Source organism: Gilliamella sp. CG25 (assembly GCF_046635705.1).
GTDB classification, from domain to species: domain Bacteria; phylum Pseudomonadota; class Gammaproteobacteria; order Enterobacterales; family Orbaceae; genus Gilliamella; species Gilliamella apicola_I.
This window is the reverse complement of the sequence record NZ_JBIDFJ010000007.1, coordinates 1-12,763: the sequence shown is the minus strand read 5'-3', so window position 1 is coordinate 12,763 and position 12,763 is coordinate 1. Positions and strand designations below refer to the sequence as shown.

General features: G+C 34.5%; 10 protein-coding genes. 5 read left to right on the top strand and 5 right to left on the bottom strand.

Features of this window, described 5'->3' with window-relative positions:
• The first annotated feature begins 36 nt into the window (after positions 1 to 36).
• The gene (gene dinB, locus ACGH6P_RS06780; protein WP_267352172.1) at positions 37 to 1,092 is read left to right on the top strand and encodes a DNA polymerase IV; all 1,056 of its coding nucleotides are present in this window, start codon (positions 37 to 39) and stop codon (positions 1,090 to 1,092) included.
• Positions 1,093 to 1,183: 91 nt separating this feature from the next.
• On the opposite strand, the gene ACGH6P_RS06775 is transcribed toward dinB, so the two are convergent.
• Together ACGH6P_RS06775 and ACGH6P_RS06770 are read right to left on the bottom strand one after the other, a co-directional pair.
• On the bottom strand, positions 1,184 to 2,620 hold the full coding sequence (locus tag ACGH6P_RS06775; protein WP_411597062.1) for a 6-phospho-beta-glucosidase: 1,437 nt from the start codon (positions 2,618 to 2,620) through the stop codon (positions 1,184 to 1,186).
• Between the two features lie 14 nt (positions 2,621 to 2,634).
• Complete coding sequence (locus ACGH6P_RS06770; RefSeq protein ID WP_411597061.1) at positions 2,635 to 4,509, bottom strand: glucose PTS transporter subunit IIA; 1,875 nt, start codon at positions 4,507 to 4,509, stop codon at positions 2,635 to 2,637.
• 177 nt (positions 4,510 to 4,686) lie between these two features.
• Here ACGH6P_RS06770 and ACGH6P_RS06765 point away from each other — a divergent pair, with 177 nt between their 5' ends.
• Complete coding sequence (locus tag ACGH6P_RS06765; protein WP_267359312.1) at positions 4,687 to 5,391, top strand: GntR family transcriptional regulator; 705 nt, start codon at positions 4,687 to 4,689, stop codon at positions 5,389 to 5,391.
• Positions 5,392 to 5,583: 192 nt separating this feature from the next.
• Here ACGH6P_RS06765 and ACGH6P_RS06760 read toward each other — a convergent pair whose 3' ends face one another.
• The 3 genes from ACGH6P_RS06760 to rph all read right to left on the bottom strand — a co-directional run bounded on the left by ACGH6P_RS06760 (position 5,584) and on the right by rph (position 8,262).
• On the bottom strand, positions 5,584 to 6,690 hold the full coding sequence (locus ACGH6P_RS06760; protein ID WP_267352168.1) for an SIMPL domain-containing protein: 1,107 nt from the start codon (positions 6,688 to 6,690) through the stop codon (positions 5,584 to 5,586).
• Positions 6,691 to 6,884: 194 nt separating this feature from the next.
• Entirely contained in the window at positions 6,885 to 7,532 is a 648-nt protein-coding gene (gene pyrE / locus ACGH6P_RS06755; protein ID WP_411597060.1) for an orotate phosphoribosyltransferase, read from the bottom strand.
• Between the two features lie 13 nt (positions 7,533 to 7,545).
• Complete coding sequence (rph, locus tag ACGH6P_RS06750) at positions 7,546 to 8,262, bottom strand: ribonuclease PH (protein ID WP_220215281.1); 717 nt, start codon at positions 8,260 to 8,262, stop codon at positions 7,546 to 7,548.
• 158 nt (positions 8,263 to 8,420) lie between these two features.
• Here rph and ACGH6P_RS06745 point away from each other — a divergent pair, with 158 nt between their 5' ends.
• From ACGH6P_RS06745 to ACGH6P_RS06735, 3 genes are all read left to right on the top strand, one after another.
• Complete coding sequence (locus ACGH6P_RS06745) at positions 8,421 to 9,287, top strand: YicC/YloC family endoribonuclease (protein WP_267352166.1); 867 nt, start codon at positions 8,421 to 8,423, stop codon at positions 9,285 to 9,287.
• A 280-nt stretch (positions 9,288 to 9,567) separates the two neighbouring features.
• The gene (locus ACGH6P_RS06740) at positions 9,568 to 10,461 is read left to right on the top strand and encodes a hypothetical protein (RefSeq protein ID WP_267352165.1); all 894 of its coding nucleotides are present in this window, start codon (positions 9,568 to 9,570) and stop codon (positions 10,459 to 10,461) included.
• Positions 10,462 to 11,060: 599 nt separating this feature from the next.
• Positions 11,061 to 12,763 (top strand): autotransporter outer membrane beta-barrel domain-containing protein (locus ACGH6P_RS06735; RefSeq protein ID WP_411597059.1); only part of this gene is annotated, 1,703 nt, incomplete at its 3' end.

Genomic DNA, 12,763 nt, shown 5'->3' with positions numbered 1-12,763 from the left:
TTATACAGTTATATTTTAGATGCTATCATTCAGATTATGCGAAAAATCATTCATGTTGACATGGATTGTTTTTATGCGGCAGTTGAGATGCGGGACAACCCTCGATACCGTAATATCCCCATTGCTGTTGGGGGTGACCCACGAAAAAGAGGCGTTGTCGCAACAGCTAATTATCTTGCTCGACAATTTGGTATTCATAGTGCTATGTCAATGGCACAAGCGGTAAAACTGTGTCCAAATCTTAAAGTCATTCCGGGTAGACATGCTGTTTATAAAGAAGTTTCAAACCAGATTCATCAAATTTTTCAGCGTTATACCCAAGCAATCGAGGCCTTATCACTTGATGAAGCTTATTTAGATGTGACTGATTGTCAACTTTGCCATGGTTCGGCAACATTAATTGCCAAAGACATTCGCCAAGCTATATTTAATGAACTGGGTTTAACTGCGTCAGCTGGTGTTGCGCCACTTAAATTTTTAGCTAAAATTGCTTCAGATATGAACAAGCCTAACGGTCAATATGTGATTACACCTGACGAAGTTGATTCGTTCATACAGCAACTCCCTCTTAAAAAGATTCCGGGGGTGGGGAAAGTCACCGAAAAAAAACTGGCTGAACTAGGGTTATTTACTTGTCGAGATGTGGTGAAGTATGATTTAACCAAATTACTTAATCAATTTGGTAAGTTTGGTCGAGTGCTTTATGAAAGATGTCAAGGCATTGATGAGCGTGAAGTCTGTAATGACAGGCAACGTAAATCAGTGGGTGTTGAACGTACTTTGGTTGATGATATTCATACTTGGGATGACTGTTTACTGCAACTCGATCCACTTTATGATGAGTTAGAAAAACGATTAAGTAAAGTCAGAACAGATTTATCGATTGCCCGACAAGGGGTAAAATTTAAATTTGATGATTTTCAACTCACGACACAAGAACATGTCTGGGCAAAGTTGGATAAACAAGATTTGATTGAACAAGCGTACAAAGTTTGGCAAGAACGACGAAATGATAGGGGGGTTAGGTTAATTGGCTTTCATGTTACCCTTATTGATCCACAATTAGACAAACAGTTAATCTTCCCTTTTTAGCTGTTTAAAGCACTAAGGTGTTAAGCTGAATTTATGGGGATGATTGAAATATCATAAAATCCCCATAAATAAGTTTGGCTTAACTAAGTCGTTATTTTAAGTTTTCACCGTTGGTCTGAATGACTTGTTTATACCAATCAAAGGAATCCTTCTTATACCGTTTCATGCTACCATTACCTTCGTTATCACGATCAACATAGATCACACCATAACGTTTTTTCATTTCGCCAGTAGTAAAGGATACAACATCTATAATTCCCCATGCGGTATACCCAATAACATCGACCCCGTCATAGTCCATTGCTGTTAACATTGCTTTGATATGTGCACCGAGATATTCAATTCGAGGTTGGTCATGTATTTGATGACCATTTTCAAGTTGATCAATTGCCCCGAAACCATTTTCTACAATAAATAACGGCAATTGATAGCGATCATATAAACGGTTTAATGTATAGCGTAAGCCTTCAGGGTCAATTGGCCATCCCCAGTCACTGCTTTTAATATAAGGATTTTCAACCGCATTTGGTAAAGCACCATTGACGATATTGTCACGGTTATCATTTTTGACATCGGCTTTAACGACAGTAGACATGTAGTAACTAAACCCAATGTAATCAACTGTGCCTTGTTTCAAACATGCTAAATCTTCTTGCGTAATATCAAGTTTATAACCTTCACGCTCAAACTCTTTTAATGCATAAGCAGGGTAATAACCTCGGACATGAACATCAGGGAAGAAGAATCGTTGATGCATTGCAATTTCTGAAGCCATCATATCTTCAGGATTACATGAGTATGGATAGATTGGTACATGAGAAATCATACAGCCAATTTGAAAATTTGGGTTGATTTTTTTACCCGCGATCACGGCTTTAGCACTGGCTAAGAGTTCGTAATGAGCAACTTGGTAAAGGACTTCTTGCGGATTTTCACCTGCTTTGACTTGTACACCAGAATTAGTCCAAAAGAAAATAGGATTACTCGTATCCATTTGATTGTTAATTTCGTTAAATGTCATCCAGTATTTAACTTTGTTTTTATAACGCTCAAAGCAGGTGATCGCAAATCGTTCAAAAAACTCAACCGTTTTACGATTACGGAATCCTCCATATTCACGAGCAATATGCAAAGGAATTTCAAAATGGGATAGGGTAATGACCGGTTCAATTCCGTTGGCAATTAATTCATCAAATACCGCATCGTAAAACCGTAATCCCTCTTCATTAGGTTGTAGTTCATCGCCTTTAGGGAAAATTCTTGTCCAAGCAATCGAAGTACGAAGACATTTAAGTCCTAGATCCGCAAATAGTTTAATATCCTCTTTATAATGGTGATAAAAATCAATTGCGGTATGGTTTGGGTAAAATTTTCCTGCTTCAATATCTTGCGTAATTTGTCTTGGCACACCGTGTGCACCTGCTGTCATAACATCGACGACACTTGGGCCTTTACCGCCCTCATTCCAACCGCCTTCAAATTGGTGGGCAGCTAATGCACCACCCCATAAAAAATTTTTTTGCTTCATATCTGTGTTCCTTGTTATTGCTTAATGTCAAATACGATATCTTGAGTTGTAACGTCTGTTTTATCGGTTAAAGTGATTTGCTGATACTGCGTACTATTAACAATAATAATTGGGGTGATTAATGGATAACCCGCTTTTATAATTGCGTCTGTATCAAAACTGATAAGCAAATCACCTTTTTTAACTTGTTGATTTAATGATACATGATAATTAAATTCGTTATTTGTTAAATTAACTGTATCGATACCACAATGGATTAATAGTTCTACACCATTATTTAAGGTCAAACCAATTGCATGCTTTGAACGCTCAAATACTGCAGTAATTTGCGCATCATCAGGGGCATAAACGTGATTATCCGTTGGCTCAATTGCGATACCTTCTCCCATTAACTTTTGCGCGAAGGCAGGATCAGGGACTTCACTCAGTGGCAGCGCTTTTCCTGTCATTGGGCTGGTAATTTGAATTTCATCAAGTAAAATATTTGGCGTATCATCTTCGATTGAATCGTTTGAGGATAATTTTGTTTCACCCGTCCCTAAAATTTGTATCAATAATACAGGTCCAAACAGGGCAATTGCTGAACCGAGTAATACGCCAATAAATGATCCTGGGTGTTCAGGGTTAATCGCATTAACTATAGTTAACGGACCCGGCAAAGCGGCATAGGTATAGTAATAAGGTGTAAAAAATCCAGCAACAATTCCGCCTATTGCTGCACATGCACAGCCATAAATGAATGGTTTTTTGAAACGTAAGTTAACACCATATATAGCCGGTTCAGTAATACCAAAAATACCGGTAACAAATGCGGATAAAGAGACCCCTTTCATATCTTTATTTTTGGTTTTGATATAGAATCCTAACGCCGCGCCCACTTGACCAATAACAGCAATTGTTTGGAAAGCTTGGAATGAATCTTGACCGTATTGATTAATATTTTCAATGATAACGGGTGTGATTCCCCAATGAACACCGAAAATAACAAATACTTGCCAGACTGCACCGATTAATCCACCTGCCACAGATGGTGCAAGATTAACAATCCAGTTATACCCATTAGCAATATAATGTGCAGCATTTGCAGTCAGCGGACCGATTGCAAGCAAAGTAAGCGGAACCATAATGACTAAGCAAATAAGAGGCATCAGGAGTGGTTTGATGATGCTATGTAAACGTGGCTCTAAAAATCGTTCTAAATAAGATAACAACCAAACTAAGAATAAAGGGGGTAAAACCGTAGATGTATAAGTAGTTTCAGACAATGCCAAACCAAATAAATTAACTTCTTGTCCTGATTTGATGAGTGCAGCCAGTTCAGCCCATGTTGGTGATAACAAGGCTGCACAACACGCCACGGCGATATAAATATTACAGCGAAAATGTTGTGATGCAGTAATCGCAATAAAAATAGGTAAAAAGGCGAAGGGTGCCCAAGAAATAAAATTGAATACTTGATAAGTACCTGTTGTTTCAAAAGCAGGAATGGCTAATTTAATTAAGATTAAAATCCCTTGTAATATTCCCGATGCGGCTAAAACATAAACGAAAGGCGCAAAAACGGCTGACATAGTTGCAATGATAAGATTTAATATATTTTTATTTTCGGAACTTGCAACTTTATTATCTGTTTTAATTAATTGTATAAAAGCATTGTAGACCTTATCGACATTTGTGCCAATCACCACCTGAATTTGTCCACCTTTTTCAACAACGGTTATGACGCCAGGGAATTTAGCAATATTTTCTTTAGCATTTTCGGGTGTTTTTTGGGTTACCAAACGTAAACGTGTTGCACAACGAGCGACTGTGACAATATTATCTTCACCACCCAGCTCATTCAAAATATCAACAGCCAACTTATTATAGTCTCGAATCTTTGATGACATTGTTTAAAGTTCCTTATAAAAAATACAGTTAGCTTATCTTATCGACAAATTGAAAATTGTTAATTACCAATTTTATTGTTTGTGATCTAGATCTAATTTTAAATTTGTTTGCTTTAATATTAAAATAACCTGTATAAAATGGGATATGCCTATCTAAAAAACAGAGAAGGGAAATAAATGTTAAAATATCAGGATGTTGCAGAAAAAATTAAACGAACAATTTATCAACAAAAATTGCCAAAAGATACCCAATTACCCAATATTGAAGGGTTAATTAACCAATATCAAGTCAGTCGGACAACCATTATTAAAGCCTTAAATCAACTTGAACGCCATGGCGTAATCTATCAAATACAAGGTAGTGGTATTTTTGTCAGACAGCCTAAAAAAAGTGGATATCTCAATTTTCTAGAGAGTCACGGCTTTAGTGTAGATTTAAACGATCTTCCTGGTGCATCGCAAGTATTTAACGTAGATGTTATTGAACCAGACAAAAAAGTAAAAGAAAATCTAAGATGTAGTGATGATGAACACGTTTATTACATCAAGCGTTTGCGATATGTGGACGGCGAAATATATGGATTTGAACAATCTTATTATCGCAAAAAACTGGTTTCATATTTGAATAAAGAAATTGCTGAGCATTCAATATTTAGTTATGTGAAAGATATCTGTAAAATTAGCATTGGTTTTTCAGATAAGTATTTCAAAGCGATAAAATTAGACGCTGAAATAGCGGAATACTTAGGCTTACAAGCAGGCGATCCGGCGTTATGTGTTGAAGAGATATTTTATACATCGGCAGGAGAACCATTCGATTTCTCAACAATTATCTACCATTATGATAATGCTAAATTTTATGTACAGAGCCATTCTAAATGAATCGAAGTTTTAAAAGAGTAGCTTGAAAAAATGGATGATTGATTTAGTAAACTATTTGTACAATAAATACTTTAAATTATAAATAAAATGGTAAGTATATTCGGGGTTAAACGCTCTCCGACTATTTACCATTTAATTAAAGAGCTAACTAAGGAGAGCGTGTTCAATTGATGATAGGTTTATCTTGAAAGTTTATTGTATAGGTTTAAGTGTTTCAAAAGTACCTGATAAAACAAGATTTATTTTATACTCTGTTGGAGCATAAATATTAACATCAGCCCTCATATTTCCATCAGCATACAATCTTTTCGCATAACGTTGAGATGGATTGTATTCGGAATGCAAATCAAATTCTCCACCGCTTATATCAAGTTGTATTGGTGCACCTAACAGATATTGTTTTGCCAGTAGTCGTTCAACTTTATTTTTAAGTTTAGCTAATAATATTGCTTCATGCTCTTCAACTGCTTTTTGAACGGCTTCTTTCGAAACGGTGTAATAAGTATCATCATTGACAACCATTTTTAATTCTTGAGCTTTAGCAATAATTTTACCAATAAGGTCAAGCTTAGTTGTTTTGACCATAAGATTATGCTGAACATAATATTGTTTTACAGTAATTCTTTCCGGTGATATTTTATCCGTATCTGAATTGGTTATGGTGAAATCAGTTAATTGAAGTTTTTTTAATTCATCGGTAATGGTTGAATATTTTTTATAAAGATTATCTTTGGCGTTATTTAAAGTTTGGGCTGTTTCGCGAATATTGAAAGCATAGAGATTTTTAACTTTATCGCTTTTTACTTGATGAATATCATTGATATTATATTTATCTAATATTTTATTGAGATCAACAAAGCTATCGTTATTATCAATCTTTATAACAATATTCATATTTGCTTGATATTTTGAATTTTCTTGACTATTTTCTTGATTTATCTCTCTCACATTGTTTTGATAACCAATTGTCTCTAAATTGTCTTCAGTTAAGCCCAACTTCAATAATTCATCTTTAAATTGTTTCATTATATTTACATTGAGATCTGAGGCATCGTTAGGTGTTGCGGCATCAGTTAGTAAAGTTACAGAAAATTGTACTGTGTCAGGTTTTAATACGACAGTTTCAGAAATTTTGGCTTCAACTTTTCCCACAGGTATTAAATTTTTGCCATATTTTAATTCTTGTAATTGAAGATAAGTATTATTGACATTCAATTCTTGATTAACTGAGTTAGCAGCATAACTATTAAAGGCGATACCAATATTGAGTAACATGGCAAATAAAATTGTTTTTTTCATCTTATTATCCTACAGTTAAGGTTTATTTGTTTATAAAAATACTTGTTGAATTGCTAATAAAAGGCTACATAAATCTAATCTAGATTATAGATAAAAAGCAGATTAAATGTCTAAAAAATGTATGGGATTGTAAAAAGATGTAAAAGCGTTTTTCAACGCTTTTATTTCATTAGCTGATTGTGTAAGAGTTTACTTTAGTTTATACCATATTGCTCACGATAAGCTTCAACTAGTTTTACTTGATCTTGTCTGGTTGGATCTTGATAAAGATATTGGATCAAATCATCAAGTGTAATAATTGAAATCACTTCGCAATGATAAGTTTGTTTAATTTCTTGAATTGCAGAAAGATCGGCACGACCTTTTTCTTGTCGGTCTAAGCAAATTAATACGCCAGCTAATTTTGATTTATTATCTTCCAATATTCGCATCGATTCACGTATTGCGGTTCCGGCAGTAATAACATCGTCAACCAGCATAACACGTTGCTCATAAATCGAACTGCCGACTAAATTGCCTCCTTCACCATGATCTTTTGCCTCTTTACGATTAAAGCAGTAAGGAACATCAACGTTGTGATGTTCAGATAATGCAACGACAGTTGATGATACAATCGGAATCCCCTTATAAGCAGGACCAAAAATTACGTCATATTCGAGCTTGGCATCTAATAAAGCCGCAGCGTAAAAGCGACCTAAAAGCGCTAAATCTTTACCGGTGTTAAACAAACCCGCATTAAAAAAATAAGGACTTTTTCGACCTGATTTTAAGGTGAATTCGCCAAATTTCAATGCTTGCCGATTTAAAGCAAATTCAATAAATTCACTTTTGTATGATTTCATCAATCCTCTCCAATTAATCTTTTAAGGCCTGTCTTTGTGCATCAATAATTGTTGCAATGCCATTTTTGGCTAATTCTAATAATTTTAATAATTCGTCATGACTAAAAGGTTCACCTTCGGCAGTCCCTTGAACTTCAATAATTCGTCCGTCATCAGTCATTACTACATTCATATCAGTTTCAGCATTAGAATCTTCAATATATTCTAAATCACATACAGGTTGACCATCGACAATACCGACAGACACCGCTGCGACCAATGATTTAATCGGATTTTGTTTAACTTTACCTTCGGCAATCATTTTATTTATCGCATCATTTAGCGCTACACACGCGCCAGTAATTGAAGCTGTTCTTGTACCACCGTCAGCTTGAATGACATCGCAGTCTAAGGTAATGGTATATTCGCCTAAAAGTTTAAGATCTATCATTGCTCTTAATGAACGAGCAATTAATCGTTGAATTTCCATTGTGCGACCTGTTTGTTTACCTTTTGCCGCTTCCCGTTGCGTTCTTGAATTAGTCGCACGAGGCAACATACCATATTCAGCCGTGACCCAACCTTGATTTTGACCTTTTAAAAAACGGGGTACGCTTTCATCGACAGTTGCATTACACAGTACTTTTGTTTCACCGAACTCTACTAATACAGAACCTTCTGCATGCTTAGTGTAATGACGGGTAATTTTGATAGGGCGGACTTGTTCCGCAGATCGACCTGACGGGCGCATGCATTTCTCCAGCAGTTATATTTAAAAAATTATTTGAATTTACCATTTAGGAGGACATCAACAAGAAAAGGTTGATGTTTAGCCTAAGCTAAGAGCGCATTATACAGAATTTGTGATACAATGCCCAGCAAGTTTTTTACTAAATTTAGGAAGCCATTATGATTTCCAGTATGACCGCTTATGCCAGAAAAGAAGTAAATCAACCATGGGGGACCGCTTCTTGGGAGCTTCGTTCGGTCAACCAACGTTATTTAGAAACTTACATCCGTTTGCCTGAACAGTTTCGCTCACTTGAGCCTATTATTCGTGAACGGCTTCGTCATCGTTTAACGCGGGGTAAAATTGAATGCCATTTGCGTTTTGAATTGGATCCTGCTGCTCAACATCAAGAATTATCTTTAAACCAAGATCTAGCTAAACAAATTTTAAATGCAGCTAATTGGATTCAGTCAGAGCACAAATCCGGCGAAGTCAATCCTATCGATGTTTTACGTTGGCCAGGTGTATTATCAGCTAAAGAGCAAAATTTAGATACCATATCGCAAGAACTTTTAGCAATATTAGATTCGACAATTGATGAATTTATTACTGTACGTGAACGTGAAGGTAAAGCATTAGGTGAGCTTATCATCCAACGGCTCGAAGGGATAACGGAACAAGTTGAAAAGATTCGTCAGTGGATGCCACAGATTTTGGAATGGCAAAAAGAGCGTCTACAAACTAAATTAGCTGAAGCCAATATCGAATTAGATAGCTCAAGGTTTGAACAAGAAATTGTCATGATGGCTCAACGTATTGATGTTGCTGAAGAGCTTGATCGTCTAATGACACACGTTAAAGAAACTTATGCAATTTTGAAGAAAAATGAAGCCGTTGGACGTCGACTTGATTTTATGATGCAAGAATTCAACCGTGAATCGAATACCATTGCTTCAAAATCTATTAATGCCGATGTCACGGCTAGTGCCATTGAATTAAAAGTTTTAATAGAACAAATTCGAGAACAAGTACAAAATATCGAATAATTTTATTAATTAGATATAACAACGTAATTCTTCTCAATATCAATTGATTTTATTATCAAAATATTGAGAAGTTAATGAATTTAAAAATAGCTCGATTTCAACATTTAAAAAAATCCCTTTTTCTTTCCTTTTACTCATACTAAAATACGCCGCTCTCAAAAAAGCTTTGATATGTTTTATGAAAATAATGACGGTTTCACTTGCTGTCAATAATATAAATTATCTAATTTTTCTATTGAAATAATCAAAGTAGATTTATCTATAAATATAAGGAAAAATAATGAACACCTCAACTGAACACTATCAATTTTCAAATAAATTCAATCTGGGCTCTACGATTGTTTTAACTTTGCTGGGTATTTTTGTGGCTATTTTACTTGGCGTTGTATATGCCATAATCTCTCATTTTTCTCCACTAATTCTTATTGATATCGGTCTTATTGTGGGGATGTGTTATGTGATAATCATGTTGCAATCTAATTTATCTCAATTAGCGAAGATCCGTAATGTCAAAATCAATATATTAATGACTTTTTTAATCTGCTTGTTTGCCTATTATTCAAATTTGGTTACTTTTGAAGTTTTGTTATTTGACACTAATTATTTGTCCAATTGGATTTCACTGTTTTTATCGCCTATTGATACTATAACTTTATTAATAGATGATATCATTCCTTATCGTGAAATCACGATTACTAAAGGTAGCTCATCAAAAGGTTCAATTTCAGGGATGTTATTAGCTGGCGTTTATCTGATTGAATTCTTAGTCTTCTTTTACCCAATTTTAACAGCTTTATTCATAGAAGATGCCTTTTGTGAAGATTGCCAAACTTGGTACAAAAAATATTTTTTCCATTCTTTGTCTAGTGAAGAATTAGAAAACAATATTAATAATAGTCGTGTAGGTAATTATGCCGATGCATTAGCCAATGTAGAACTTCAAAAAGATATTCGGGATTTGCTCGTTAAAAAGACTGACGATAAAATGTCAATGCTAAATTATGAATATTGCCAATGTCCAAAATGTCAGCAAAAAAGTATTTTAACCATTACGAAAAAAATGTTAAAACAAACGGATAAAGGGCCTGAAGTTGAAGGTGTGAATGATGGAATACTTGTCAATCAAGCTTATCTTGATCACCAAACAGATCAACTTTTTTCAACAAAAATCTAGTATCACAACGATTAACTATTCTCTTTTAAAATCAGGTACTCTTAAGAGTGCCTGAAAACCCATATTTTAGCTGAAGTCTATTTCCTCAACTCAGTACATCGAAAATGTTATCTTCCCAATGTTAAATCTAAAAAAATAATGTTGTTATAAAAATCGTTTAATTAATAGCGCTGTAAATGTTAAAAAAATTTAATAAATATCATAGAGAAAAAATAAAATAATGGCTTACCATTTAAATTTTATTAAAAATTTATTTGCGTTGTCTATGTCAGCTAGCCAAGTTATCAACCGTTATAAATTGAGAAGTTTGGTGTGCAAAATAGGTCCAATGTTTATCACTTTTTAAGCGAAAATTAGATTAGCGGTTTTTACGTTTATCTGAAAATTATCTCATCAAAACTTTTCATTGTTTTTTCATTGAATTAATTAATATTTAATAAACAAAAACAATAGATTAAATAATGCTTACAATATTTATAAGAAATTTTCGATCGATTGAATATTGATTGATCATTTAATCCGATCAATAATATTTTTACATAACTTTCTAAAAGACTAGTGGTTATGTTTAATATCGTAAAATCAAGGAAATTTAATAAATGAATAAAATCTACAAAGTTTTAAAAAATAGACAAGGAATAAGCTTGGCAGTATCGGAACTAGCCAAAGGCAAAACAAAATCTTCAGTAAGTAAAATTGCAGCAGCCATCATGATTACAGCTGCGATGTCTGAAAGTGCATTAGCTGCACCAATTCATATTAATTCGAATGAAACAATCAAAGGTAATGGTACTGGCACAATTCAAAGTGGTCAAATAACCAATGAGGAATATTCATTAGGATCAGGGACAAATGGAAAAGGACGTCTAACGATTAGTGATGGCGGTACGCTATCGTTAGCAAGAATTTTAGTTGGTCGAGGCGCAGGAAATTCAGGTGAATTAATTCTTGATAATGGACATCTTATTAATGCTCAGGGTGTTGCATACTTTGGTTTCCAAGGTGGTGATGCGAATGTATTAATCACAAATGGTGGTACTTTCACTAATACTGCTTGGGCTTCGCCAAGTATAGGAAGTGAAGCTGGTTCTAATACCACCCTAACAGTGAAAGGTAAAGGAAGCGCATTCATTCAAAAATCGAAAATTCAAGTATTTGTTGGCGCTAATGGTAATGCCAAAGTTGATGTCATAGAGGGCGGCTTATTTGATGCAAAAAATACGCTATTGCTTGGATTTGCAAATGGTACTGCAATTTTTAATGTTATAGGTAAGGATTCAACATTAAATGCGGCCACTATGCGTATAGGGCCAGAAAAAAATGTAAATACGGGTCATGCTGAGCTAAATATTTTAAATGGTGCTAAAGCCAATATTGGTGATACAGTCAACGGTACTTTAGTTGTTAGAAATGGCGGTAAAGTATTTGTTGATGGAACTGATTCTGCATTGAATGTGGTTAAGGATATATCAATTGGTAATAAAAGTGAAATCACGGTTTCTAATGATGCCAAAATAAACACAACTAAAAACGCTAATGGTGAAAATGATGGTATAACCATCAATGAGGGCGGTAAATTAAATATTGGTGGTAAACCAAATGAAGCGCCACAAAAAGCGGGAGCAATTGATGTGCCGGTTATCCATTTTGCAAATCAAGATCCATCATTACCAGCGGGTGAACTTAATTTCAATCATACTAATAATGATTATCAAGTAGGCTGGGATATTGATAGCAAAGCAAATGGAAAAGGCAATGTCAATGTAATCTCTGGTGATAACTTTATTAGTGGTAAACATACTTATGAAGGAAACACCAATATAACTGGTGGTTCTTGGAACGCGAAAGCCGAGAATGTCTTTAGCGAAAAATCTAACTATAACGTTGATAAGAAAGGTTCACTTAATTTAGAAGATCATAACCAAACAATTGGCAATTTAGTCAATGGTGGAACTATCGATTTAGGTAAAGATTCAGCAAATACAGTATTAACTGTCAATGGTGATTACCGTGGTGAAGATGGCAAACTGAATATGTATGTGGATACAGAAAAAGGTGAGTCAGATAAACTTGTCGTAAAAGGTAATACGTCAGGAAAAACCAATATTGATATAACTGAAATCGGCCGAGGAAATTCAGAACGCGGTAAAATCAATCTAGTTGATGTTGTCGGTCAAGATGATGCTATCTGGAATATCATTGAGAAAAAAGATAGTGAATTTGATTATACAATTGGACGTGATGAAAATGGCAAATTAGTCATTGAATATACCAACGCATTTTCAAATGTTTATAAATCACC

What these genes read in the sequence shown, in the direction of transcription:
- ACGH6P_RS06760 (WP_267352168.1), bottom strand. Translation starts at nt 6,690, where the DNA reads ATGAAAAAAACAATTTTATTTGCCATGTTACTCAATATTGGTATCGCC.
- ACGH6P_RS06770 (WP_411597061.1), bottom strand. Translation starts at nt 4,509, where the DNA reads ATGTCATCAAAGATTCGAGACTATAATAAGTTGGCTGTTGATATTTTG.
- ACGH6P_RS06745 (WP_267352166.1), top strand. Translation starts at nt 8,421, where the DNA reads ATGATTTCCAGTATGACCGCTTATGCCAGAAAAGAAGTAAATCAACCA.
- pyrE (WP_411597060.1), bottom strand. Translation starts at nt 7,532, where the DNA reads ATGAAATCATACAAAAGTGAATTTATTGAATTTGCTTTAAATCGGCAA.
- rph (WP_220215281.1), bottom strand. Translation starts at nt 8,262, where the DNA reads ATGCGCCCGTCAGGTCGATCTGCGGAACAAGTCCGCCCTATCAAAATT.
- ACGH6P_RS06740 (WP_267352165.1), top strand. Translation starts at nt 9,568, where the DNA reads ATGAACACCTCAACTGAACACTATCAATTTTCAAATAAATTCAATCTG.
- ACGH6P_RS06775 (WP_411597062.1), bottom strand. Translation starts at nt 2,620, where the DNA reads ATGAAGCAAAAAAATTTTTTATGGGGTGGTGCATTAGCTGCCCACCAA.
- ACGH6P_RS06765 (WP_267359312.1), top strand. Translation starts at nt 4,687, where the DNA reads ATGTTAAAATATCAGGATGTTGCAGAAAAAATTAAACGAACAATTTAT.
- dinB (WP_267352172.1), top strand. Translation starts at nt 37, where the DNA reads ATGCGAAAAATCATTCATGTTGACATGGATTGTTTTTATGCGGCAGTT.